This is a genomic window from Streptomyces sclerotialus (assembly GCF_040907265.1).
Taxonomy (GTDB): domain Bacteria; phylum Actinomycetota; class Actinomycetes; order Streptomycetales; family Streptomycetaceae; genus Streptomyces; species Streptomyces sclerotialus.
Genome location: NZ_JBFOHP010000002.1, coordinates 3,832,830 through 3,856,869, shown reverse-complemented (window position 1 = coordinate 3,856,869; position 24,040 = coordinate 3,832,830). Strand labels below are relative to the sequence as shown.

Annotated in this window: 27 protein-coding genes; 26 read left to right on the top strand and 1 reads right to left on the bottom strand. The window is 66.8% G+C overall.

All coding sequences use genetic code 11. The features are described 5' to 3' along the window. Positions 1-211: 211 nt before the first annotated feature. From rpoB to tuf, 7 genes are all read left to right on the top strand, one after another. Positions 212-3,694, top strand: coding sequence for a DNA-directed RNA polymerase subunit beta (gene rpoB / locus AAC944_RS17095; protein ID WP_030619963.1), 3,483 nt, complete (start codon positions 212-214; stop codon positions 3,692-3,694). Positions 3,695-3,790: 96 nt separating this feature from the next. Next, a complete protein-coding gene (locus AAC944_RS17090) occupies positions 3,791-7,690 on the top strand; it encodes a DNA-directed RNA polymerase subunit beta' (protein WP_030619960.1) in 3,900 nt (1,299 codons plus the stop codon). A 202-nt stretch (positions 7,691-7,892) separates the two neighbouring features. Then, positions 7,893-8,363 (top strand): DUF1707 and DUF4190 domain-containing protein, encoded by a 471-nt coding sequence (locus AAC944_RS17085; protein WP_030619957.1) that lies wholly within the window; start codon positions 7,893-7,895, stop codon positions 8,361-8,363. A 376-nt stretch (positions 8,364-8,739) separates the two neighbouring features. Next, positions 8,740-9,111: a 30S ribosomal protein S12 gene (gene rpsL, locus AAC944_RS17080; RefSeq protein WP_003948652.1), complete on the top strand. Its 372-nt coding sequence runs from the start codon at positions 8,740-8,742 to the stop codon at positions 9,109-9,111. 2 nt (positions 9,112-9,113) lie between these two features. Further along, on the top strand, positions 9,114-9,584 hold the full coding sequence (gene rpsG / locus AAC944_RS17075) for a 30S ribosomal protein S7 (protein WP_030262788.1): 471 nt from the start codon (positions 9,114-9,116) through the stop codon (positions 9,582-9,584). A 39-nt stretch (positions 9,585-9,623) separates the two neighbouring features. Next, a complete protein-coding gene (gene fusA, locus AAC944_RS17070; protein WP_030619953.1) occupies positions 9,624-11,744 on the top strand; it encodes an elongation factor G in 2,121 nt (706 codons plus the stop codon). A gap of 165 nt (positions 11,745-11,909) precedes the next feature. Further along, the gene (tuf, locus tag AAC944_RS17065) at positions 11,910-13,103 is read left to right on the top strand and encodes an elongation factor Tu (RefSeq protein ID WP_030619950.1); all 1,194 of its coding nucleotides are present in this window, start codon (positions 11,910-11,912) and stop codon (positions 13,101-13,103) included. A 128-nt stretch (positions 13,104-13,231) separates the two neighbouring features. Here the strand turns inward: tuf and AAC944_RS17060 are convergent, their stop codons facing one another. After that, complete coding sequence (locus AAC944_RS17060) at positions 13,232-14,215, bottom strand: RpnC/YadD family protein (RefSeq protein ID WP_030619947.1); 984 nt, start codon at positions 14,213-14,215, stop codon at positions 13,232-13,234. A gap of 198 nt (positions 14,216-14,413) precedes the next feature. On the opposite strand from AAC944_RS17060, the gene AAC944_RS17055 reads away from it, so the two are divergent. The 19 genes from AAC944_RS17055 (at position 14,414) to rplF (ending at position 24,038) form a co-directional block, all read left to right on the top strand. Further along, entirely contained in the window at positions 14,414-14,998 is a 585-nt protein-coding gene (locus tag AAC944_RS17055) for a Uma2 family endonuclease (protein WP_368397217.1), read from the top strand. A gap of 105 nt (positions 14,999-15,103) precedes the next feature. Continuing rightward, on the top strand, positions 15,104-15,529 hold the full coding sequence (gene panD / locus AAC944_RS17050; RefSeq protein WP_030619941.1) for an aspartate 1-decarboxylase: 426 nt from the start codon (positions 15,104-15,106) through the stop codon (positions 15,527-15,529). Positions 15,530-15,983: 454 nt separating this feature from the next. Then, the gene (rpsJ, locus tag AAC944_RS17045) at positions 15,984-16,292 is read left to right on the top strand and encodes a 30S ribosomal protein S10 (protein ID WP_003948644.1); all 309 of its coding nucleotides are present in this window, start codon (positions 15,984-15,986) and stop codon (positions 16,290-16,292) included. A gap of 16 nt (positions 16,293-16,308) precedes the next feature. After that, positions 16,309-16,953: a 50S ribosomal protein L3 gene (gene rplC, locus AAC944_RS17040; RefSeq protein ID WP_030619939.1), complete on the top strand. Its 645-nt coding sequence runs from the start codon at positions 16,309-16,311 to the stop codon at positions 16,951-16,953. Positions 16,954-16,961: 8 nt separating this feature from the next. Continuing rightward, a complete protein-coding gene (rplD, locus tag AAC944_RS17035) occupies positions 16,962-17,612 on the top strand; it encodes a 50S ribosomal protein L4 (RefSeq protein ID WP_030619936.1) in 651 nt (216 codons plus the stop codon). Beyond that, positions 17,612-17,935 carry a 50S ribosomal protein L23 gene (gene rplW, locus AAC944_RS17030; protein ID WP_030619932.1) on the top strand — a complete coding sequence of 108 codons (324 nt, stop codon included), beginning with the start codon at positions 17,612-17,614 and terminating at the stop codon, positions 17,933-17,935. The genes rplD and rplW overlap by 1 nt, the downstream gene beginning before the upstream one ends. Positions 17,936-17,975: 40 nt before the next feature. After that, positions 17,976-18,812 carry a 50S ribosomal protein L2 gene (gene rplB, locus AAC944_RS17025; RefSeq protein WP_030619929.1) on the top strand — a complete coding sequence of 279 codons (837 nt, stop codon included), beginning with the start codon at positions 17,976-17,978 and terminating at the stop codon, positions 18,810-18,812. Positions 18,813-18,824: 12 nt separating this feature from the next. Next, on the top strand, positions 18,825-19,106 hold the full coding sequence (gene rpsS, locus AAC944_RS17020) for a 30S ribosomal protein S19 (RefSeq protein WP_030619927.1): 282 nt from the start codon (positions 18,825-18,827) through the stop codon (positions 19,104-19,106). Between the two features lie 45 nt (positions 19,107-19,151). Then, positions 19,152-19,499, top strand: coding sequence for a 50S ribosomal protein L22 (gene rplV, locus AAC944_RS17015; RefSeq protein ID WP_037772835.1), 348 nt, complete (start codon positions 19,152-19,154; stop codon positions 19,497-19,499). Next, on the top strand, positions 19,499-20,326 hold the full coding sequence (gene rpsC / locus AAC944_RS17010; protein ID WP_030619923.1) for a 30S ribosomal protein S3: 828 nt from the start codon (positions 19,499-19,501) through the stop codon (positions 20,324-20,326). The genes rplV and rpsC overlap by 1 nt, the downstream gene beginning before the upstream one ends. A gap of 3 nt (positions 20,327-20,329) precedes the next feature. Next, entirely contained in the window at positions 20,330-20,749 is a 420-nt protein-coding gene (gene rplP / locus AAC944_RS17005) for a 50S ribosomal protein L16 (protein ID WP_004571829.1), read from the top strand. Continuing rightward, positions 20,749-20,973, top strand: coding sequence for a 50S ribosomal protein L29 (rpmC, locus tag AAC944_RS17000; protein ID WP_004950453.1), 225 nt, complete (start codon positions 20,749-20,751; stop codon positions 20,971-20,973). Before rplP ends, rpmC begins: the two co-directional genes overlap by 1 nt. After that, entirely contained in the window at positions 20,973-21,257 is a 285-nt protein-coding gene (rpsQ, locus tag AAC944_RS16995) for a 30S ribosomal protein S17 (protein ID WP_030619920.1), read from the top strand. Before rpmC ends, rpsQ begins: the two co-directional genes overlap by 1 nt. A gap of 133 nt (positions 21,258-21,390) precedes the next feature. After that, a complete protein-coding gene (gene rplN, locus AAC944_RS16990; protein WP_003974257.1) occupies positions 21,391-21,759 on the top strand; it encodes a 50S ribosomal protein L14 in 369 nt (122 codons plus the stop codon). A 3-nt stretch (positions 21,760-21,762) separates the two neighbouring features. Continuing rightward, positions 21,763-22,086, top strand: coding sequence for a 50S ribosomal protein L24 (gene rplX / locus AAC944_RS16985; protein WP_030413017.1), 324 nt, complete (start codon positions 21,763-21,765; stop codon positions 22,084-22,086). Continuing rightward, positions 22,086-22,646: a 50S ribosomal protein L5 gene (gene rplE, locus AAC944_RS16980; protein WP_030262823.1), complete on the top strand. Its 561-nt coding sequence runs from the start codon at positions 22,086-22,088 to the stop codon at positions 22,644-22,646. The genes rplX and rplE overlap by 1 nt, the downstream gene beginning before the upstream one ends. A 5-nt stretch (positions 22,647-22,651) precedes the next feature. Beyond that, entirely contained in the window at positions 22,652-22,837 is a 186-nt protein-coding gene (locus AAC944_RS16975; protein WP_003956452.1) for a type Z 30S ribosomal protein S14, read from the top strand. A gap of 240 nt (positions 22,838-23,077) precedes the next feature. Then, complete coding sequence (rpsH, locus tag AAC944_RS16970; RefSeq protein ID WP_030262826.1) at positions 23,078-23,476, top strand: 30S ribosomal protein S8; 399 nt, start codon at positions 23,078-23,080, stop codon at positions 23,474-23,476. A gap of 22 nt (positions 23,477-23,498) precedes the next feature. After that, complete coding sequence (gene rplF, locus AAC944_RS16965; protein ID WP_030619916.1) at positions 23,499-24,038, top strand: 50S ribosomal protein L6; 540 nt, start codon at positions 23,499-23,501, stop codon at positions 24,036-24,038. The last annotated feature ends 2 nt before the right edge of the window (positions 24,039-24,040 follow it).

The window sequence follows — 24,040 nt, the reverse complement described above, 5'->3', positions numbered from 1 at the left end:
GGTCTCCGAAAACCCGGGCTGGACATCAGTGTGGTCAGTGGCTACACTGACCCTTTGCGCTGCCTGTTAGCTGCTCCCTGCCCGTCACCAGGGGCATACCCACATCTCAGCACTGCGGTTCAGACCTCCCTGACCAGGGATTTCTTCCCGCTTGTGCGGACGTGGGACCGGTACGCGCGTAGTGAGTCCGAGCCCTCGGAAGGACCCCCTCTTGGCCGCCTCGCGCAACGCCTCGACTGCCAATACGAACAACGGCGACAGCACCGCCCCGCTGCGCATCTCTTTTGCGAAGATCAAGGAGCCCCTCGGGGTTCCGAACCTCCTTGCGCTGCAGACCGAAAGCTTCGACTGGCTGCTCGGCAACGCCGCATGGAAGGGTCGCGTCGAGGCTGCGCTGGAGTCCGGTCAGGACGTCCCCACCAAGTCCGGTCTGGAGGAGATCTTCGAAGAGATCTCCCCGATCGAGGACTTCTCCGGGTCGATGTCGCTGACGTTCCGCGACCACCGCTTCGAGCCCCCGAAGAACAGCATCGACGAGTGCAAGGAGCGCGACTTCACGTACGCGGCTCCGCTCTTCGTCACCGCCGAATTCACCAACAACGAGACCGGCGAGATCAAGTCCCAGACGGTCTTCATGGGCGACTTTCCGCTCATGACCAACAAGGGCACCTTCTGCATCAACGGCACCGAGCGTGTCGTCGTCTCGCAGCTGGTCCGCTCGCCGGGCGTCTACTTCGACAGCCAGATCGACAAGACGTCCGACAAGGACATCTTCTCCGCCAAGATCATCCCGTCCCGGGGTGCCTGGCTGGAGATGGAGATCGACAAGCGCGACATGGTCGGCGTGCGCATCGACCGCAAGCGCAAGCAGTCGGTGACCGTCCTCCTCAAGGCCCTCGGCTGGACGACCGAGCAGATCCTGGAGGAGTTCGGCGAGTACGAGTCGATGCGCGCCACCCTGGAGAAGGACCACACCCAGGGCCAGGACGACGCGCTGCTCGACATCTACCGCAAGCTGCGTCCGGGCGAGCCGCCGACGCGTGAGGCCGCGCAGACGCTGCTGGAGAACCTCTACTTCAACCCGAAGCGCTACGACCTCGCCAAGGTCGGCCGCTACAAGGTCAACAAGAAGCTCGGCGGCGACGAGCCGCTGGACGCCGGCGTCCTCACCACCGACGACATCATCGCCACGATCAAGTACCTGGTGAAGCTGCACGCCGGTGAGACCGAGACGATCGGTGAGAACGGCACGGAGATCGTCGTCGAGACCGACGACATCGACCACTTCGGCAACCGCCGTCTGCGCAACGTCGGCGAGCTGATCCAGAACCAGGTCCGTACGGGTCTCGCCCGTATGGAGCGCGTCGTGCGCGAGCGCATGACCACCCAGGACGTCGAGGCGATCACGCCGCAGACCCTGATCAACATCCGGCCGGTCGTCGCCTCCATCAAGGAGTTCTTCGGCACCAGCCAGCTGTCCCAGTTCATGGACCAGACCAACCCGCTGTCGGGTCTGACCCACAAGCGTCGTCTCTCGGCGCTGGGCCCGGGTGGTCTCTCCCGTGAGCGGGCCGGCCTGGACGTCCGTGACGTGCACCCGTCGCACTACGGCCGTATGTGCCCGATCGAGACCCCTGAGGGTCCCAACATCGGTCTGATCGGTTCGCTCGCGTCCTACGGCCGGGTCAACGTCTTCGGCTTCATCGAGACCCCGTACCGCAAGGTCATCGACGGTCAGGTCACCGAAGAGGTCAAGTACCTCACGGCCGACGAGGAAGACCGCTACATCATCGCCCAGGCGAACGCCCCGCTGACCGAGGACATGCGCTTCGCCGAGCAGCGTGTGCTGGTCCGCCGGCGCGGCGGCGAGGCGGACCTCGTCAACGCCGAAGAGGTCGACTTCATGGACGTCTCGCCGCGCCAGATGGTGTCGGCCGCGACCGCCATGATCCCGTTCCTCGAGCACGACGACGCCAACCGCGCGCTCATGGGCTCGAACATGATGCGCCAGGCCGTACCGCTGATCAAGGCCGAGGCGCCGCTGGTCGGTACCGGCATGGAGTACCGCTGCGCGGTCGACGCCGGCGACGTCATCAAGGCCGAGAAGGACGGTGTGGTCCAGGAGGTCTCCGCGGACTACATCACCGTCGCCAACGACGACGGCACGTACACCACGTACCGCGTCGCCAAGTTCACCCGCTCGAACCAGGGCACGTCCTTCAACCAGAAGGTCGTCGTGGACGAGGGCGCGCGGGTCATCGAGGGCCAGGTCCTCGCCGACGGTCCGTCCACGGACGAGGGCGAGATGGCGCTCGGCAAGAACCTGCTCGTGGCGTTCATGCCGTGGGAGGGTCACAACTACGAGGACGCGATCATCCTGTCGCAGCGCCTCGTGCAGGACGACGTCCTCTCCTCGATCCACATCGAGGAGCACGAGGTCGACGCCCGTGACACCAAGCTGGGCCCCGAGGAGATCACCCGGGACATCCCGAACGTCTCCGAGGAGGTCCTCGCCGACCTCGACGAGCGCGGCATCATCCGCATCGGTGCCGAGGTCGTCGCCGGCGACATCCTGGTCGGCAAGGTCACCCCGAAGGGTGAGACCGAGCTGACCCCGGAGGAGCGCCTGCTCCGCGCGATCTTCGGTGAGAAGGCCCGTGAGGTCCGTGACACCTCGCTGAAGGTGCCGCACGGTGAGACCGGCAAGGTCATCGGCGTGCGCGTCTTCGACCGCGAGGAGGGCGACGAGCTGCCCCCGGGCGTGAACCAGCTGGTCCGCGTCTACGTCGCGCAGAAGCGCAAGATCACCGACGGTGACAAGCTCGCCGGCCGCCACGGCAACAAGGGCGTCATCTCGAAGATCCTGCCGGTCGAGGACATGCCGTTCCTGGAGGACGGCACCCCGGTCGACATCATCCTCAACCCGCTGGGTGTCCCGTCCCGAATGAACCCGGGACAGGTCCTGGAGATCCACCTCGGCTGGCTCGCCAGCCAGGGCTGGAAGGTCGAGGGTTCCGAGGAGTGGCAGCAGCGGCTGCAGGCCATCGGCGCCGACGACGTCGCGCCGCGGACCAACGTCGCCACGCCGGTCTTCGACGGTGCGCGCCAGGACGAGCTGCAGGGTCTGTTCGACTCCACGCTCCCCAACCGCGACGGCGAGCGCATGGTGAAGAGCTCCGGCAAGGCCCGGCTCTTCGACGGCCGCTCCGGCGAGCCGTTCCCGGACCCGATCTCGGTCGGGTACATGTACATCCTCAAGCTGCACCACCTGGTCGACGACAAGCTCCACGCCCGCTCGACCGGTCCGTACTCGATGATCACCCAGCAGCCGCTGGGTGGTAAGGCCCAGTTCGGTGGCCAGCGCTTCGGTGAGATGGAGGTGTGGGCGCTGGAGGCGTACGGCGCCGCTTACGCACTCCAGGAGCTGCTGACGATCAAGTCCGACGACGTGACCGGCCGCGTGAAGGTCTACGAGGCCATCGTCAAGGGCGAGAACATCCCCGAGCCCGGCATTCCCGAGTCCTTCAAGGTGCTCATCAAGGAAATGCAGTCGCTGTGCCTGAACGTGGAGGTGCTGTCCTCGGACGGCATGTCCATCGAGATGCGCGACACCGACGAGGACGTCTTCCGCGCGGCGGAGGAGCTCGGTATCGACCTGTCCCGGCGCGAGCCGAGCAGCGTCGAAGAGGTCTGACGGGTCTGGCCGGGGCCTCCCAGCGAGGTCCCGGCCCCACCCCGGACCCCCTCAGACCATGATTGAGACTCGACCCTGAAAGAGGGATTGACGACAGTGCTCGACGTCAACTTCTTCGACGAGCTGCGGATCGGCCTCGCCACCGCTGACGACATCCGTCAGTGGTCCCACGGCGAGGTCAAGAAGCCGGAGACCATCAACTACCGCACCCTCAAGCCCGAGAAGGACGGCCTCTTCTGCGAGAAGATCTTCGGCCCCACCCGGGACTGGGAGTGCTACTGCGGTAAGTACAAGCGCGTCCGCTTCAAGGGCATCATCTGCGAGCGCTGCGGCGTGGAGGTCACCCGCGCCAAGGTGCGCCGTGAGCGGATGGGCCACATCGAGCTGGCCGCCCCCGTCACGCACATCTGGTACTTCAAGGGCGTCCCGAGCCGGCTGGGATACCTGCTCGACCTGGCCCCGAAGGACCTCGAGAAGGTCATCTACTTCGCCGCCTACATGATCACGTGGGTGGACGAGGAGCGCCGTACGCGCGACCTGCCCTCGCTGGAGGCGCACGTCTCCGTCGAGCGCCAGCAGATCGAGCAGCGCCGCGACGCCGACCTGGAGGCCCGCGCCAAGAAGCTCGAGACCGACCTGGCCGAGCTGGAGGCCGAGGGTGCCAAGGCCGACGTGCGCCGCAAGGTGCGCGAGGGTGCCGAGCGTGAGATGAAGCAGCTGCGCGACCGCGCGCAGCGCGAGATCGACCGCCTGGACGAGGTCTGGAACCGCTTCAAGAACCTCAAGGTCCAGGACCTCGAGGGCGACGAGCTGCTCTACCGCGAGCTGCGTGACCGCTTCGGCACGTACTTCATGGGCGGCATGGGTGCCGCGGCGCTGCAGAAGCGCCTGGAGTCCTTCGACCTCGACGAGGAGGCCGAGAAGCTCCGCGAGATCATCCGGACCGGCAAGGGCCAGAAGAAGACCCGTGCGCTGAAGCGCCTGAAGGTCGTCTCCGCGTTCCTGCAGACCCGCAACAGCCCCAACGGCATGGTGCTGGACTGCATCCCGGTCATCCCGCCGGACCTGCGTCCGATGGTGCAGCTGGACGGTGGCCGCTTCGCGACCTCCGACCTGAACGACCTGTACCGCCGTGTGATCAACCGCAACAACCGCCTCAAGCGTCTCCTTGACCTCGGTGCCCCCGAGATCATCGTGAACAACGAGAAGCGGATGCTGCAGGAGGCCGTCGACGCGCTGTTCGACAACGGCCGCCGCGGTCGCCCGGTCACCGGTCCCGGTAACCGCCCGCTGAAGTCCCTCAGCGACATGCTGAAGGGTAAGCAGGGCCGGTTCCGTCAGAACCTGCTCGGTAAGCGTGTGGACTACTCCGCGCGTTCCGTCATCGTCGTCGGCCCGCAGCTCAAGCTGCACCAGTGCGGTCTGCCGAAGGCCATGGCGCTGGAGCTCTTCAAGCCGTTCGTGATGAAGCGCCTGGTCGACCTGAACCACGCGCAGAACATCAAGTCGGCGAAGCGGATGGTCGAGCGCGGCCGCACGGTCGTGTACGACGTCCTCGAAGAGGTCATCGCCGAGCACCCGGTTCTGCTGAACCGTGCGCCCACGCTGCACCGCCTCGGTATCCAGGCGTTCGAGCCGCAGCTGGTCGAGGGCAAGGCCATTCAGATCCACCCGCTCGTCTGCACCGCGTTCAACGCGGACTTCGACGGTGACCAGATGGCCGTCCACCTGCCGCTCTCCGCGGAGGCGCAGGCCGAGGCCCGCATCCTGATGCTGTCCTCGAACAACATCCTCAAGCCGGCCGACGGCCGTCCGGTCACCATGCCGACCCAGGACATGGTGCTGGGCCTGTTCTTCCTCACCACCGACGAGGAGGAGCGCAAGGTCATCGGTGAGGGCCGGGCCTTCGGCTCGGTCGCCGAGGCGATCATGGCGTTCGACGCCAAGGAGCTCTCGCTCCAGGCGAAGGTCGACATCCGCTTCCCGATCGGCACGGTTCCGCCCCGCGGCTGGACCCCGCCGGCTCCGGAGGAGGGCGAGCCCGAGTGGCAGCCCGGTGACAGCTTCCGCCTGCGGACCACCCTGGGCCGCGCGCTCTTCAACGAGCTGCTGCCCGAGGACTACCCGTTCGTCGACTACTCGGTGGGCAAGAAGCAGCTCTCCGCGATCGTCAACGACCTGGCCGAGCGGTACCCGAAGGTCATCGTCGCGGCGACCCTGGACAACCTGAAGGCGGCCGGTTTCCACTGGGCCACCCGCTCCGGTGTCACCGTCGCCGTCTCCGACATCGTCGTGCCGGAGGCCAAGAAGGAGATCGTCGCGGGCTACGAGGCCCAGGACGAGAAGGTCCAGAAGCAGTACGAGCGCGGTCTGATCACCAAGGACGAGCGCACTCAGGAACTGATCAACATCTGGACCAAGGCGACCAACGAGGTCGCCGAGGCGATGAACGACAACTTCCCCAAGACCAACCCCATCTTCATGATGGTTGACTCGGGTGCCCGAGGAAACATGATGCAGATGCGGCAGATCGCCGGTATGCGTGGTCTGGTGTCGAACGCGAAGAACGAGACCATCCCGCGACCCATCAAGGCGTCGTTCCGCGAGGGTCTCTCCGTGCTGGAGTACTTCATCTCCACGCACGGTGCCCGTAAGGGTCTCGCCGACACCGCCCTCCGTACCGCCGACTCGGGTTACCTCACCCGTCGTCTCGTGGACGTCTCCCAGGACGTCATCATCCGCGAGGAGGACTGCGGCACCGAGCGCGGCCTCAAGCTGCGGATCGCGAGCAAGGGCGCGGACGGCGTCCTGCGCAAGGCGGACGACGTCGAGTCCTCCGTGTACGCGCGGATGCTCGCCGAGGACGTCGTGGTGGACGGCAAGGTCATCGCGTCGGCCAACGTCGACCTCGGTGACGTGCTCATCGACCAGCTGGTCGCGCACGGCGTCGAGGAGGTCAAGACCCGCTCGGTCCTGACCTGTGAGTCCGCGGTCGGCACCTGCGCCTACTGCTACGGCCGTTCGCTGGCCACCGGCAAGCTGGTCGACATCGGTGAGGCCGTCGGCATCATCGCCGCCCAGTCCATCGGTGAGCCCGGTACCCAGCTGACGATGCGTACCTTCCACACCGGTGGTGTGGCCGGTGACGACATCACCCTGGGTCTGCCGCGAGTCGTCGAGCTCTTCGAGGCCCGTACGCCCAAGGGTGTCGCCCCGATCTCCGAGGCCGCCGGCCGCGTGCGGATCGAGGAGACCGAGAAGACCAAGAAGGTCGTCGTCACGCCGGACGACGGCAGCGACGAGACGTCCTACGGCGTCTCCAAGCGTGCCCGTCTGCTGGTGAGCGAGGGCGACCACGTCACGGTCGGCCAGCCGCTGACCGTCGGTGCGATCAACCCGCACGACGTGCTGCGCATCCTCGGCCAGCGTGCGGTCCAGGTCCACCTGGTCGGCGAGGTCCAGAAGGTCTACAACAGCCAGGGCGTGGCGATCCACGACAAGCACATCGAGATCATCATCCGGCAGATGCTGCGCCGCGTGACGATCATCGAGTCCGGCGACGCGGAGCTGCTGCCGGGCGAGCTGGTGGAGCGCTCGAAGTTCGAGGGCGAGAACCGTCGCGTCGTGGCGGAGGGTGGCCACCCGGCCTCCGGCCGTCCGCAGCTGATGGGTATCACCAAGGCCTCGCTGGCGACGGAGTCCTGGCTGTCGGCCGCCTCCTTCCAGGAGACGACCCGAGTCCTGACGGACGCGGCGATCAACGCCAAGTCCGACAGCCTCATCGGCCTCAAGGAGAACGTCATCATCGGTAAGCTCATCCCGGCCGGTACGGGCCTGTCCCGCTACCGCAACATCCGGGTCGAGCCGACCGAGGAGGCCAAGGCCGCGATGTACTCGGCCGTCGGCTACGACGACATCGACTACTCGCCGTTCGGCACCGGCTCCGGCCAGGCCGTCCCGCTGGAGGACTACGACTACGGTCCGTACAACCAGTAAGCGGTACGGCGGCGGCCGGCTCCGCACGGGCACAACACGAGAACGCAGCCACAGGGCGGTCATCCTCATGTCGGGTGACCGCCCTGCGGTGTCTGGGGGATGATGGAGCGGTCAGCGCTCCGGCCGGGGGGAGGTCTCAGAGGTGGCGTTCGAACCGTGGCAGGGTGGCCGGCCGGCCTACCCGCCTCGTCAGGTGCCCGCCATGCGTGCTTCGCACGCGGACCGGGAGCGGGCGGTCGATGTGCTGAAGGCGGGATTCGCCGAGGGGCGGCTCTCGCAGGACGAGTACGAGCAGCGGGTGGCGCGTGCCTACCAGTCGCTGACCTACGCCGATCTGCAGTTACTGGTCGGGGACCTGCCGCAGGGGCCGGTGCCGCAGCAGCCGATGGTGCTGCCGCCGATGGTCCCGCCGACGTTCCTGCCGGTGCCGCCGCAGCGGACCAATCCGTCCGCGACCGGGGCCATGGTCTGTGGTCTGCTCACCCCGCTGACCTGGGGCGTCACCGCGGTTCCCGCGGTGATCCTGGGGCACAAGGCACGGACGGAGATCCGCCGGACGGGCGAGCGGGGCGACGGCATGGCGCTGACCGGGGTGGTGCTCGGCTGGCTGGCGATCGGGGGCTGGTGCCTGGTGATGCTGGTCACGCTGCTGGCGCTGCTCCCGAAGACCTGAGCGGGCCGCGGGCGGGCGCCCGGGCCTGTCGCAGCGGGGCCGGAGACGTCCTTCCGTAGGCCGCGTGAGCCCACTACGGTGGCGGCAGCGCCGTAGGAGTCCGGCGTGTCCTACGCGTGTGCATTTGTTTTGACCGCAGCCCATGCGGTAGGTACGCTCTGACCTTGTGCCTGGGGTGTCCCTGGCCTGCCGTGCGCGCATCTCCTCAGCCTCCGGGCGAGCGGTGCCGGTGCGTACGAAGCCGGGTCTCGACACCGTAATCCGCCGCTCCTCGTTCCAGCGAGGAAATCTGCGGTATTCGACACACCCGACCTCGTGGGTCGGCGAAGTTCCAGGTTAGCTTTACCGAGACTGGCACACAGAAACCGGAGAAACGGTGCCTACGATCCAGCAGCTGGTCCGCAAGGGCCGGCAGGACAAGGTCGAGAAGAACAAGACGCCCGCACTCGAGGGTTCGCCCCAGCGTCGCGGCGTCTGCACGCGTGTTTTCACCACCACCCCGAAGAAGCCGAACTCGGCCCTGCGTAAGGTCGCGCGTGTGCGTCTGACCAGCGGCATCGAGGTCACCGCTTACATTCCGGGTGAGGGCCACAACCTGCAGGAGCACTCGATCGTGCTCGTGCGTGGCGGTCGTGTGAAGGACCTGCCGGGTGTTCGGTACAAGATCATCCGCGGCTCCCTCGACACGCAGGGCGTCAAGAACCGCAAGCAGGCTCGCAGCCGCTACGGCGCCAAGAAGGAGAAGTAAGAATGCCTCGTAAGGGCCCCGCCCCGAAGCGCCCGGTCATCATCGACCCGGTCTACAACTCTCCTCTGGTGACCTCCCTCATCAACAAGGTGCTGCTGAACGGCAAGCGCTCCACCGCCGAGCGCATCGTCTACGGCGCCATGGAGGGCCTGCGTGAGAAGACCGGCAACGACCCGGTCATCACGCTGAAGCGCGCGCTGGAGAACATCAAGCCGACCCTCGAGGTCAAGTCCCGCCGTGTCGGTGGCGCGACCTACCAGGTTCCAGTCGAGGTCAAGCCGGGTCGCGCGTCGACCCTGGCGCTGCGCTGGCTCGTCGGTTACTCGCGCGCCCGCCGCGAGAAGACCATGACCGAGCGCCTCATGAACGAGCTGCTGGACGCCTCGAACGGCCTCGGCGCTTCGGTCAAGAAGCGCGAGGACACGCACAAGATGGCCGAGTCCAACAAGGCCTTCGCGCACTACCGCTGGTAGTCGCTACCCACATCGAGACCGAGAGAAGACGAAAGCCTTATGGCTACCACTTCACTTGACCTGGCCAAGGTCCGCAATATCGGGATCATGGCCCACATCGACGCGGGCAAGACGACGACCACCGAGCGGATCCTGTTCTACACCGGTGTTTCGTACAAGATCGGTGAGGTCCACGACGGCGCTGCCACCATGGACTGGATGGAGCAGGAGCAGGAGCGTGGCATCACGATCACCTCTGCTGCCACCACCTGCCACTGGCCGCTGGAGAACGTCGACCACACCATCAACATCATCGACACCCCGGGTCACGTCGACTTCACCGTCGAGGTGGAGCGCTCGCTGCGCGTGCTCGACGGTGCCGTGACGGTGTTCGACGGCGTTGCCGGCGTTGAGCCCCAGTCCGAGACGGTGTGGCGTCAGGCGGACCGCTACGGCGTTCCCCGTATCTGCTTCGTCAACAAGCTCGACCGCACCGGCGCCGAGTTCCACCGCTGCGTCGACATGATCACGGAGCGCCTCGGCGCGACCCCGATCGTGATGCAGCTGCCGATCGGCACCGAGGCGGACTTCAAGGGCGTCGTCGACCTCGTCAGCATGAAGGCCCTGCTGTGGTCCGCCGAGGCCGCCAAGGGCGAGATGTACGACACCGTCGACATCCCGGACACCCACATCGAGGCTGCCGAGGAATGGCGCGGCAAGCTCCTCGAGACGGTCGCCGAGAACGACGAAGAGCTCATGGAGCTGTACCTGGAGGGCCAGGAGCCCACCGTGGAGCAGCTGTACGCGGCCATCCGCCGTATCACCATCAGCTCCGGCAAGGCGGAGAACACCACCGTCACGCCCGTGTTCTGCGGCACCGCCTTCAAGAACAAGGGTGTCCAGCCGCTGCTGGACGCGGTCGTGCGCTACCTGCCGTCGCCGCTGGACGTCGAGGCGATCGAGGGCCACGCGGTCAACGACCCCGACGAGGTCATCAAGCGCCGCCCCTCCGAGGAGGAGCCGCTGGCCGCGCTCGCGTTCAAGATCGCGAGCGACCCGCACCTCGGCAAGCTCACCTTCATCCGGGTCTACTCGGGTCGCCTGGAGTCCGGCACGCAGGTGCTGAACTCCGTCAAGGGCAAGAAGGAGCGCATCGGCAAGATCTACCGCATGCACGCGAACAAGCGTGAGGAGATCGAGTCGGTGGGCGCCGGTGACATCGTCGCCGTCATGGGTCTGAAGCAGACCACCACCGGTGAGACCCTGTGTGACTCCTCCAACCAGGTGATCCTGGAGTCGATGGAGTTCCCGGCCCCGGTCATCCAGGTCGCCATCGAGCCCAAGTCCAAGGGCGACCAGGAGAAGCTGGGTGTCGCCATCCAGCGCCTCGCCGAGGAGGACCCGAGCTTCCAGGTCCACACCGACGAGGAGACCGGCCAGACCATCATCGCGGGTATGGGCGAGCTGCACCTCGACGTGCTGGTCGACCGTATGAAGCGTGAGTTCCGGGTCGAGGCCAACGTCGGTAAGCCGCAGGTCGCGTACCGCGAGACGCTGCGGAAGGCCGTCGAGCGCGTCGACTACACGCACAAGAAGCAGACTGGTGGTTCCGGCCAGTTCGCGAAGGTGCAGATCGGGGTCGAGCCCCTCGAGGGCGACGGCTACGAGTTCGAGAACAAGGTCACCGGTGGCCGCATCCCGCGGGAGTACATCCCGTCCGTGGACGCCGGTTGCCAGGAGGCCATGGAGTTCGGTGTTCTCGCCGGCTACCCGCTGACCGGCGTCAGGGTGACGCTGTTCGACGGCGCCTTCCACGAGGTCGACTCCTCCGAGATGGCCTTCAAGATCGCCGGTTCGATGGCCTTCAAGGAGGCCGCGCGCAAGGCCTCCCCGGCCCTGCTCGAGCCGATGATGAAGGTCGAGGTCACCACGCCCGAGGACTACATGGGCGACGTGATCGGCGACATCAACTCCCGCCGTGGACAGATCCAGTCCATGGAGGACCGCCACGGTGCCAAGCTCGTCACGGGCCTGGTTCCGCTCTCGGAGATGTTCGGCTACGTCGGAGACCTCCGCAGCAAGACGTCGGGTCGCGCGAGCTACTCGATGCAGTTCGACTCCTACGCCGAGGTTCCGCGGAACGTCGCCGAGGAGATCATCGCGAAGGCCAAGGGCGAGTAAGACCCGTCTCGTCAGAGTCGGACCCCGACACGCTTTAGGCTTGACACCGACTGACGGGGCAATCCCCGCGTTCCGTGAGGATTGCCCCCGTCAGCCGGCACCCCAGCAAAGATCACCTGGCGCCGATGAGTAAGGCGTACAGAACCACTCCACAGGAGGACCCCAGTGGCGAAGGCGAAGTTCGAGCGGACTAAGCCGCACGTCAACATCGGCACCATCGGTCACATCGACCACGGTAAGACGACCCTTACCGCGGCGATCACCAAGGTGCTGCACGACGCGTTCCCGGACCTGAACGAGGCCTCGGCCTTCGAGAACATCGACAAGGCTCCTGAGGAGCGCCAGCGCGGTATCACCATCTCCATCGCGCACGTCGAGTACCAGACGGAGAACCGTCACTACGCCCACGTCGACTGCCCGGGTCACGCGGACTACATCAAGAACATGATCACCGGTGCCGCCCAGATGGACGGCGCGATCCTCGTGGTCGCCGCGACCGACGGTCCGATGCCGCAGACCAAGGAGCACGTGCTCCTGGCCCGCCAGGTCGGCGTTCCCTACATCGTTGTCGCCCTGAACAAGGCCGACATGGTGGACGACGAGGAGATCCTGGAGCTCGTCGAGCTCGAGGTCCGTGAGCTCCTCTCCGAGTACGAGTTCCCCGGCGACGAGGTTCCGGTCGTCAAGGTCTCGGCGCTCAAGGCGCTCGAGGGCGACAAGGAGTGGGGCGACTCCGTCCTCAAGCTCATGGCCGCCGTCGACGAGGCGATCCCGGAGCCGGAGCGCGACACCGACAAGCCGTTCCTGATGCCGATCGAGGACGTCTTCACGATCACCGGTCGTGGCACCGTCGTCACCGGCCGCATCGAGCGTGGTGTCCTGAAGGTCAACGAGAACGTTGACATCATCGGCATCAAGCAGGAGAAGACCTCCACCACGGTTACCGGCATCGAGATGTTCCGGAAGCTGCTGGACGAGGGTCAGGCCGGTGAGAACGTCGGTCTGCTGCTCCGCGGCATCAAGCGCGAGGACGTCGAGCGCGGCCAGGTCATCATCAAGCCGGGCTCGGTCACCCCGCACACCGAGTTCGAGGCCCAGGCCTACATCCTGTCGAAGGACGAGGGTGGCCGCCACACCCCGTTCTTCAACAACTACCGCCCGCAGTTCTACTTCCGTACCACGGACGTGACCGGCGTCGTGACCCTCCCCGAGGGCACCGAGATGGTCATGCCGGGCGACAACACCTCCATGTCCGTCCAGCTGATCCAGCCGGTCGCCATGGAGGAGGGCCTGAAGTTCGCCATCCGTGAGGGTGGCCGGACCGTCGGCGCCGGCCAGGTCACCAAGATCGTCAAGTAAGACCTCTTACTGACGGTCGGGGAGACCCGGCGCTCCTAGGAGCACCGAGCCTCGGCTCATGAGAAGTGCCCGTACGACTTCGGTCGTACGGGCACTTCTGCGTTGTCCGGGGTACCGGGCGGGGACGGCTAGTGCGCAGCGGCCTCGTCGGTGAAGAGGACCTGCGCGCTGGACGCGGTGACCGCACGGTCGAACCAGCGGTCGAGGACGTCCGGGACGGCGCACCCCGTGATCCGCTCCCTGGCGGCTTCCGGTACGGGGACGCCGCGCGCGGCCAGCAGGCTCAGGACCGCGTGCGCCTTGGCCTTGGCGATCCCTTCGGCGACGCCGGCGGCATGGCCCACGGCCCTGCCCTCCAGCCGGCCTTCCGCCCGCCCCTCCGCCCGTCCGGCGGCCTTCCCCTCAAGGAACTTCTCCTCGACGAGAGTCCCGCGACCGGGGAAGAAGGAACCGTTCACCGTCATCATTTCCCTCCAGACGGACCGGGCCGGGGTGTCGCCGAGGCCGATGTCCAGCAGTTCGGTGCAGTAATCGGCGGCTTCGGGGGCCGCCGGTCCCAGAGCCGACGCCAGCGCTTCCAGCGCGGGGGCGACGTCGTGGCTCCGGGAGTGGGTGAGGGCGCTCAACGCGGCCATCGCGGGGTCCTGGCCGGCCTCGGCCGTGTCGGTGACGACCGGGACGTTGTGCGGCCCCAGGACGAGTGGGTGCATCGTGAGGCCCGTCCAGCCGGTGACGCCGGTCGTGAAGGGCCCCGCTGCCCAGGTCGCCGTCGCTTCGTCCGGGCAGACGACCAGCAGCAGGACCGGGCAGCCGTGCTCCGCGCGCAGCCGTGCGAGGTAGTACATCCAGCGCGCCGCCTTCGCCGGGTCGCGCCGGCCCTGGGCCTCGACGGCGAGCAGGAAGGCCTCGCCTTCGGCCGGAACGACGCGCAGCACGCTGTCCACGCAGCGCCCCGACGGCCGCGACCCGGTGTCGCCGGTGTCGTCCACGGAGAGCACCTCGACGGACACCTTGTCCGGCAGCGGCACGCCGAGCACCCGGAACACCGGCGCCAGCAGCGCCGGCCGTTCTCGGAGGGCCTGGTGCGCGGCTTCATGCGATGAAGTGACCATGTGCGCGAACGTAGGGCCGCGGTGACCCGGGTGAACGTTCCTGTGGCATATGACCACCCGATCGAGTGGGGGTGCCCGAGCCGGTGTCAGCCGTGTCGTCAACGACGGACAGGCGTTCCCATCCTTTCGGGCGGTGCCGGGGCCGGGAGGGCCACTACCGTGGGTACACGGTCCAGGATCTCGTCCATGGGAGGAATCATGACCGCCGAACCGCAGCACACCTGGCCGGTGCCGCCGCCGGACGGCTACACCGTGGACGACCTGTTCGCTCTGCCCGATCTCCCGCCGCACACCGAGTTGATCGACGGGAGCCTGGTCTTCGTGAGTCCGCAGCGGATGTTTCACATGGCGACGCTGTATCTGCTCGAGAGTGGCCTGCGGCGGATGGCGCCGGATCATTACCTGGTCGGCCGGGAGATGACCGTAGTGCTGGGGCCGCGGAACGCTCCGGAGCCGGATCTCTTCGTCGTCCGCAGAGAGGCCAAGCGGGATCAGCGCCAGACCCGTTTCGACGCCGCCGACGTCGTGCTCGCCGTCGAGGTGGTCTCGCCGGATTCCGAGGCGCGGGACCGGGACACCAAGCCCCGGCGGTACGCGGAGGCCGGTATCGAGCACTTCTGGCTGGTCGAGATGGCGGGGGAGAAGGACCACCCGGCGGTGCACACGTACGAGCTGGACCCGGTCACCAAGGCGTACGGGCTCACGGGCATCCACCACGAGCGGCTGAAGCTGACCGTGCCGTTCACGATCGACATCGACCTCACCGAGGTCGACCACCTCTAGTGAGGTGCGCCTCACCCTTTGCCGCCCCGGCGGCGCCGCCTAGCATGGCCGCGTCGGCGCGCACCTCGTCCAGAGGGCGCGACCTTTTCCCATGGGAGTGACGCCATGCTGCGCACCATGTTCAAGTCCAAGATCCACCGGGCCACCGTGACCCAGGCCGACCTGCACTACGTGGGATCGGTGACGGTCGACGCGGAGCTGATGGAGGCGGCCGATCTGCTGCCCGGCGAGCTGGTCCACATCGTCGACATCGACAACGGGGCCCGGCTGGAGACGTACGTGATCGAGGGGGAGCGGGGGAGCGGCGTCATCGGGATCAACGGTGCGGCGGCGCATCTCGTACACCCCGGTGACCTTGTGATTCTCATCAGTTACGCGCAGGTCGAGGACGCCGAGGCGCGGTCCCTGAAGCCCAGGGTCGTCCATGTGGACGCCGGGAACCGGATCGTGGCGCTGGGGGCCGACGCCTCCGCTCCCGTGCCGGGGAGCGGGCAGGAGCGCAGCCCGCAGGCGGTCGTACCGGCCGGCTGAGGAGGGTCCGCCGGGCCCGTTCGGTGGCGTTTCGGGCGGGCCCGAGGATTCGCGCGGTGTGGCGTGGGGTACTCTCTCCCCTTCGGTTGGCCAGCCGTGTGCCCCATATGGCACACTAGCCAAGTTGCTCGGTTGAGTGCCGATGCTGCGCGCCTCCCGCCGGGAGGACCGGAAGCGAGTCCTAGGTATTCGTCGCCTCTCATCAGGGGCGGAAGTACGGGAATCTTCCGGGAAGCGTCAGCGGGGTGCCTCAGCCAGGCGCCCGGTGGGTGTCCACGACCCCACGTTCTCCTTCTCGAAGGATCTCCCCTGCGGAGATGTGCGGGAAGGGATGCGACACGCCCGACCGCGTGGGTCGGACGGGGAGCGGGACGTGACCGTGGGCGCGTGTCTCCGACAGGCACAAGCGCACCGGGTCCCAGAGCGTTACGAGAGACAGGACTACGAAGTAGCCATGGCGGGACAGAAGATCCGCATCCGGCTCAAGGCCTACGACCACGAGGTCATCGACAGCTCGGCGAAGAAGATCGTCGAGACGGTGACCCGCACTGGTGCGTCGGTCGCGGGCCCGGTGCCGCTGCCCACTGAAAAGAACGTGTACTGCGTCATCAAGTCGCCGCACAAGTACAAGGACTCGCGCGAGCACTTCGAGATGCGGACGCACAAGCGCCTGATCGACATTCTCGACCCGACGCCGAAGACCGTTGACTCCCTGATGCGACTCGACCTTCCGGCCGGTGTCGACATCGAGATCAAGCTCTGAGGCGGGTGATCTGAGAATGGCTAAGCAGATCAAGGGCCTCCTGGGCGAGAAGCTCGGCATGACCCAGGTCTGGGACGACAACAACCGCGTTGTCCCGGTCACCGTGGTCAAGGCCGGCCCCTGTGTCGTTACCCAGGTGCGCACCGCAGACCAGGACGGCTACGACTCCGTCCAGATCGCCTTCGGCGAGATCGACCCGCGCAAGGTGAACAAGCCCCTCAAGGGCCACTTCGCCAAGGCCGACGTCACCCCCCGCCGTCACCTCGTCGAGGTCCGTACCGCCGACGCCGGCGAGTACACCCTCGGCCAGGAGATCAACGCCGAGGTCTTCGACTCCGGCGTCAAGGTGGACGTGACCGGCAAGACCAAGGGCAAGGGCACCGCCGGTGTCATGAAGCGTCACGGCTTCCACGGCGGCAAGGCCTCCCACGGTGCGCACCGCGTGCACCGCAAGCCGGGCTCCATCGGTGGCTGCGCCACCCCGGGCCGCGTGTTCAAGGGCATGCGGATGGCCGGCCGTATGGGCAACGAGCGGGTCACCACCCAGAACCTGACCGTCCACGCCGTTGACGCGGAGAAGGGTCTGCTGCTCATCAAGGGCGCAGTTCCTGGTCCGAACGGCGGCCTCGTCCTGGTCCGTACCGCGGCCAAGGGGGCCTGAGGTAACCGATGAGCACCATTGACATCCTTTCGCCGGCAGGCGACAAGGCCGGGACCGTCGAGCTCCCCGCGGAGATCTTCGACGCGAAGGTCAGCGTTCCGCTGATCCACCAGGTCGTCGTCGCACAGCTGGCCGCGGCCCGTCAGGGCACGCACAAGACCAAGACCCGTGGCGAGGTCCGCGGCGGTGGCAAGAAGCCGTACCGCCAGAAGGGCACCGGCCGCGCGCGTCAGGGTTCGACCCGTGCGCCGCAGTTCGCCGGCGGTGGCATCGTCCACGGCCCCGTGCCGCGTGACTACTCGCAGCGGACCCCGAAGAAGATGAAGGCCGCCGCCCTGCGCGGTGCCCTCACCGACCGGGCCCGCAACTCCCGTGTCCACGTCGTTTCCGGCGTGGTCGAGGGTGCGATCTCCACCAAGGCCGCCAAGGCTCTCCTCGGCAAGATCAGCGAGCGCAAGAACGTGCTCCTGGTCGCCGAGCGCAGCGACGAGGCCGCGTGGCTGTCCGCCCGCAACCTGCCCCAGGTTCACATCCTGGAGCCGGGCCAGCTGAACACGTACGACGTGCTCGTCTCCGACGACGTGGTCTTCACCAAGGCCGCTCTCGAGTCCTTCGTGTCTGGCCCCAAGGCCGTTGAGACCGAAGGGAGCGACGCCTGATGAGTGAGGCCGTCGTCACCAGCAAGACCTTCACGGACCCCCGCGACGTGCTCGTGAAGCCCGTCGTCTCCGAGAAGAGCTACGCGCTGCTGGACGAGAACAAGTACACGTTCATCGTCGACCCGCGTGCCAACAAGACCCAGATCAAGCAGGCCGTCGAGGCGGTCTTCTCGGTCAAGGTCACCGGGGTGAACACGATCAACCGGCAGGGCAAGCGCAAGCGCACCCGCACCGGTTTCGGCAAGCGCGCTGACACCAAGCGCGCCATCGTGACCCTCGCCGAGGGCGACCGCATCGACATCTTCGGCGGTCCGACCGCCTAAGGGCGGTCTGGATCGTCCGGAATCGGACGAGGACTGAGAAATGGGTATCCGCAAGTACAAGCCGACGACCCCGGGCCGTCGTGGCTCCAGCGTCGCCGACTTTGTCGAGATCACGCGGTCCACGCCGGAGAAGTCGCTGGTTCGCCCGCTGCACAGCAAGGGCGGCCGTAACAACGCCGGTCGTGTGACCGTTCGCCACCAGGGCGGTGGCCACAAGCGCGCCTACCGCGTGATCGACTTCCGTCGTCACGACAAGGACGGCGTGCCGGCCAAGGTCGCGCACATCGAGTACGACCCGAACCGCACCGCGCGCATCGCGCTCCTGCACTACGCGGACGGCGAGAAGCGCTACATCATCGCCCCCCGCGGTCTGTCGCAGGGCGACCGGGTCGAGAACGGCCCGGGCGCGGACATCAAGCCGGGCAACAACCTGGCGCTGCGCAACATCCCGGTGGGTACGACCATCCACGCCATCGAGCTGCGGCCCGGCGGCGGCGCGAAGTTCGCCCGCTCCGCGGGTGCCTCCGTGCAGCTGCTGGCGAAGGAGGGCACCATGGCCCACCTTCGTATGCCGTCCGGTGAGATCCGCCTGGTCGACGTCCGCTGCCGCGCCACCATCGGCGAGGTCGGCAACGCCGAGCAGTCGAACATCAACTGGGGCAAGGCCGGCCGCATGCGCTGGAAGGGCGTCCGCCCGACCGTGCGTGGTGTCGTGATGAACCCCGTCGACCACCCGCACGGTGGTGGTGAGGGCAAGACCTCCGGTGGTCGCCACCCGGTCTCGCCGTGGGGTCAGAAGGAGGGTCGTACGCGTTCGCCGAAGAAGGCTTCGAACAAGTACATCGTCCGCCGCCGCAAGACGAACAAGAAGCGCTAGGAGCGGGTTTAGATGCCGCGCAGTCTCAAGAAGGGGCCCTTCGTCGACGACCACCTGATCAAGAAGGTGGACGCCCAGAACGAAGCCGGCACCAAGAACGTCATCAAGACCTGGTCCCGTCGCTCCATGATCGTGCCGGCCATGCTCGGCCACACGCTGGCGGTGCACAACGGCAAGACCCACGTCCCGGTGTTCGTCACCGAGTCGATGGTCGGCCACAAGCTCGGCGAGTTTGCGCCGACCCGCACCTTCCGCGGCCACGAGAAGGACGACCGCAAGTCGCGTCGTCGCTGATCTGCGGAATAGCGAAGACCAATGACTGACACCGAAGGGACAACCATGGAAGCCAGGGCCCAGGCGCGCTACGTGCGTGTCACGCCCATGAAGGCCCGCCGCGTGGTGGACCTTGTCCGTGGCATGGATGCCACGGAGGCTCAGGCGGTCCTGCGTTTCGCCCCGCAGGCCGCGAGCGTGCCGGTGGGCAAGGTGCTGGACAGCGCCATTGCCAACGCCGCGCACAACTACGACCACACGGACGCCTCCCAGCTGTTCATCAGCGAGGCGTACGTCGACGAGGGCCCGACCCTGAAGCGCTTCCGTCCGCGCGCTCAGGGCCGTGCCTACCGGATCCGCAAGCGGACCAGCCACATCACTGTGGTCGTCAGCAGCAAGGAAGGAACCCGGTAATGGGCCAGAAGGTAAACCCGCACGGGTTCCGGCTCGGCATCACCACCGACTTCAAGTCGCGCTGGTACGCCGACAAGCTGTACAAGGACTACGTCAAGGAAGACGTCGCCATTCGTCGCATGATGACGAAGGGCATGGAGCGCGCCGGTATCTCCAAGGTGGAGATCGAGCGCACCCGTGAGCGCGTCCGCGTTGACATCCACACCGCCCGTCCGGGCATCGTCATCGGCCGCCGCGGCGCCGAGGCCGACCGCATCCGCGGTGAGCTGGAGAAGCTCACCGGCAAGCAGGTCCAGCTGAACATCCTCGAGGTCAAGAACCCCGAGACGGATGCCCAGCTGGTCGCGCAGGCCGTCGCGGAGCAGCTGTCCTCGCGCGTCTCCTTCCGTCGCGCCATGCGTAAGAGCATGCAGTCGACGATGAAGGCCGGCGCCAAGGGCATCAAGATCCAGTGCGGCGGTCGTCTCGGCGGCGCCGAGATGTCCCGCTCGGAGTTCTACCGCGAGGGCCGTGTGCCCCTGCACACGCTCCGGGCCAACGTCGACTACGGCTTCTTCGAGGCCCGTACGACCTTCGGCCGCATCGGCGTGAAGGTCTGGATCTACAAGGGCGACGTCAAGAACATCGCCGAGGTTCGCGCCGAGAACGCCGCTGCCCGTGCGGGTAACCGCCCGGCCCGCGGCGGGAACGACCGTCCGCGCCGCGGTGGCGAGCGTGGCGGCCGTGGCCGCAAGCCGCAGCAGCAGGCTCCCTCCGCCGAGGCCGCGAAGGCCGAGGCTCCGGCCGGTGCCGCCGCTGAGCCCAGCGCTGCCGGAAAGGAGAGCTGACCCATGCTGATCCCTCGTAGGGTCAAGCACCGCAAGCAGCACCACCCCAAGCGGAACGGCATGGCCAAGGGTGGCACCGAGCTGGCGTTCGGTGAGTACGGCATCCAGGCCGTCACCCCGGCCTACGTGACGAACCGGCAGATCGAGTCCGCTCGTATCGCCATGACCCGTCACATCAAGCGTGGCGGCAAGGTGTGGATCAACATCTACCCCGACCGTCCGCTGACGAAGAAGCCGGCCGAGACCCGCATGGGTTCCGGTAAGGGTTCTCCGGAGTGGTGGGTCGCGAACGTCAAGCCCGGCCGGGTGATGTTCGAGCTGTCCTTCCCGAACGAAAAGGTTGCCAAGGAGGCGCTGACCCGCGCCGCCCACAAGCTTCCGATGAAGTGCCGCATCGTGCGGCGCGAGGCAGGTGAGTCGTGATGGCGGCCGGTACCAAGGCGACCGAGCTGCGCGAGCTGAACAACGAGGACCTCGTTGCCAAGCTTCGTGAGGCCAAGGAGGAGCTGTTCAACCTCCGCTTCCAGGCGGCGACCGGACAGCTTGAGAACCACGGCCGGCTGAAGGCCGTCCGCAAGGACATCGCCCGGATCTACACCCTGATGCGCGAGCGCGAGCTCGGCATCGAGACGGTGGAGAGCGCCTGATGAGCGAGACGAATGTGACTGAGAAGAAGCAGGAGCGCGGCTTCCGCAAGACCCGCGAGGGTCTGGTCGTCAGCGACAAGATGGACAAGACCGTCGTCGTCGCCGTCGAGGACCGCGTCAAGCACGCGCTGTACGGCAAGGTCATCCGTCGTACCAACAAGCTCAAGGCGCACGACGAGCAGAACGCCGCGGGTGTCGGCGACCGCGTCCTCCTCATGGAGACCCGGCCGCAGTCCGCGACGAAGCGCTGGCGCGTCGTCGAGATCCTCGAGAAGGCCAAGTAATTCCCTGCCGGGAATTCAACGGCAAGCACATCCCCCCGAGGGGGATTCCCTCGGAAAAGTTCCGCCAGGCTCGGCAGGGACGCCCCAGTAGGCGCGTCCCTGCCGGGAACCGGCAGACGATCAGGAGATAGACGTGATCCAGCAGGAGTCTCGGCTTCGCGTCGCCGACAACACGGGTGCGAAGGAAATCCTCACCATCCGTGTTCTCGGTGGCTCGGGCCGACGCTACGCGGGCATCGGTGACGTCATCGTCGCCACCGTGAAGGATGCGATCCCCGGTGGCAACGTGAAGAAGGGTGACGTCGTCAAGGCGGTCATCGTGCGCACCGTGAAGGAGCGCCGCCGTCCCGACGGTTCGTACATCCGCTTCGACGAGAACGCGGCCGTCATCCTCAAGAACGATGGCGACCCCCGCGGCACCCGTATCTTCGGCCCCGTGGGCCGTGAGCTGCGCGAGAAGAAGTTCATGAAGATCATCTCGCTCGCGCCGGAGGTGCTGTAACCGATGAAGATCAAGAAGGGCGACCTGGTCCAGGTCATCACCGGTAAGGACAAGGGCAAGCAGGGCAAGGTCATCCAGGCCTTCCCCCGCGAGGACCGTGTCCTGGTCGAGGGTGTCAACCGGGTCAAGAAGCACACCAAGGCCGGCCAGACCGCTCGTGGTTCGAAGACCGGCGGCATCGTGACGACCGAGGCCCCGATCCACGTGAGCAACGTGCAGCTCGTGGTGGAGAAGGACGGCCAGAAGGTCGTCACCCGCGTCGGGTACCGCTTCGACGACGAGGGCAACAAGATCCGCGTTGCCAAGCGGACCGGTGAGGACATCTGATGACTGCCACCACCAACGCACCGCGCCTCAAGCAGCGGTACCGCGAAGAGATCGCCGGGAAGCTGAAGGACGAGTTCTCGTACGAGAACGTCATGCAGATCCCCGGCCTGACCAAGATCGTGGTCAACATGGGTGTGGGCGACGCCGCCCGCGACTCCAAGCTGATCGAGGGCGCCATCCGCGACCTCACCACGATCACCGGCCAGAAGCCGGCCGTGACCAAGGCCCGGAAGTCCATCGCGCAGTTCAAGCTGCGTGAGGGCCAGCCGATCGGTGCCCACGTCACCCTCCGCGGTGACCGCATGTGGGAGTTCCTGGACCGCCTGCTGTCGCTGGCGCTGCCGCGCATCCGCGACTTCCGCGGTCTGTCGCCGAAGCAGTTCGACGGCCGGGGCAACTACACCTTCGGTCTCACGGAGCAGGTCATGTTCCACGAGATCGACCAGGACAAGATCGACCGTACCCGGGGTATGGACATCACCGTGGTCACCACGGCGACCAACGACGACGAGGGCCGCGCCCTCCTCCGTCACCTCGGCTTCCCGTTCAAGGAGGCGTGAGCGAGATGGCGAAGAAGGCTCTCATCGCGAAGGCTGCTCGCAAGCCCAAGTTCGGCGTGCGCGCGTACACCCGCTGCCAGCGCTGCGGTCGTCCGCACTCCGTCTACCGCAAGTTCGGCCTGTGCCGCGTGTGCCTCCGTGAGATGGCTCACCGTGGCGAGCTGCCGGGCGTGACCAAGAGCTCCTGGTAGTTCCCCACTTGGGAATTACCGGAGGCTCTCGGTAAGCGTTCGGTCGGCGGGGGCCCGGTCCTTCATCACCTAGAGTGGAAGGGTTGGGCGCCCGCCGCCTGAGACCGACCGCGGGCCACCGTGCCCGCTCAAAGTCGCTTACTACGCCGTAGGTCCCCGTGCCGCACCCGTCCCGCCAAGGAGTGGGGAGAGGGATGGCGCATATAGGAAACCCCGGCGAGAGAGGCCGAAGGCCAATTCATGACCATGACTGACCCCATCGCAGACATGCTGACCCGTCTGCGGAACGCGAACTCGGCATACCACGACACCGTGTCGATGCCGCACAGCAAGATCAAGTCGCACATCGCGGAGATCCTCCAGCAGGAGGGTTACATCACCGGCTGGAAGGTCGAGGACGCGGAGGTCGGCAAGAACCTCGTCCTGGAGCTGAAGTTCGGCCCGAACCGCGAGCGCTCGATCGCCGGCATCAAGCGGATTTCGAAGCCGGGCCTGCGGGTCTACGCAAAGTCCACCAACCTGCCGAAGGTCCTCGGCGGCCTGGGCGTGGCGATCATCTCCACGTCCCACGGTCTCCTGACCGGTCAGCAGGCCAGCAAGAAGGGTGTAGGCGGAGAAGTTCTCGCCTACGTCTGGTAACCAGGGAACGGAGGAATAGCTAATGTCGCGCATTGGCAAGCTGCCCATCCAGGTTCCCGCTGGTGTGGACGTCACCATCGATGGCCGGACGGTCTCCGTGAAGGGCCCCAAGGGTTCCCTTCAGCACACCGTCGCCGCGCCCATCGAGGTCGCCAAGGGTGAGGACGGCGCCATCAGCGTCACCCGCCCGAACGACGAGCGTCAGAACAAGGCCCTGCACGGCCTGTCCCGCACGCTGGTGGCGAACATGATCACCGGCGTGACCCAGGGCTACAGCAAGGCGCTCGAGATCAGCGGTGTGGGTTACCGCGTCCAGGCGAAGGGCTCCAACCTGGAGTTCTCGCTGGGCTACAGCCACCCGATCCTGGTCGAGGCCCCCGAGGGCATCTCGTTCAAGGTCGAGTCCCCGACCAAGCTCAGCGTCGAGGGCATCGACAAGCAGAAGGTCGGCGAGGTCGCCGCGAACATCCGCAAGCTGCGTAAGCCCGACCCGTACAAGGCCAAGGGCGTCAAGTACGCCGGCGAGGTCATCCGCCGCAAGGTCGGAAAGGCTGGTAAGTAAGC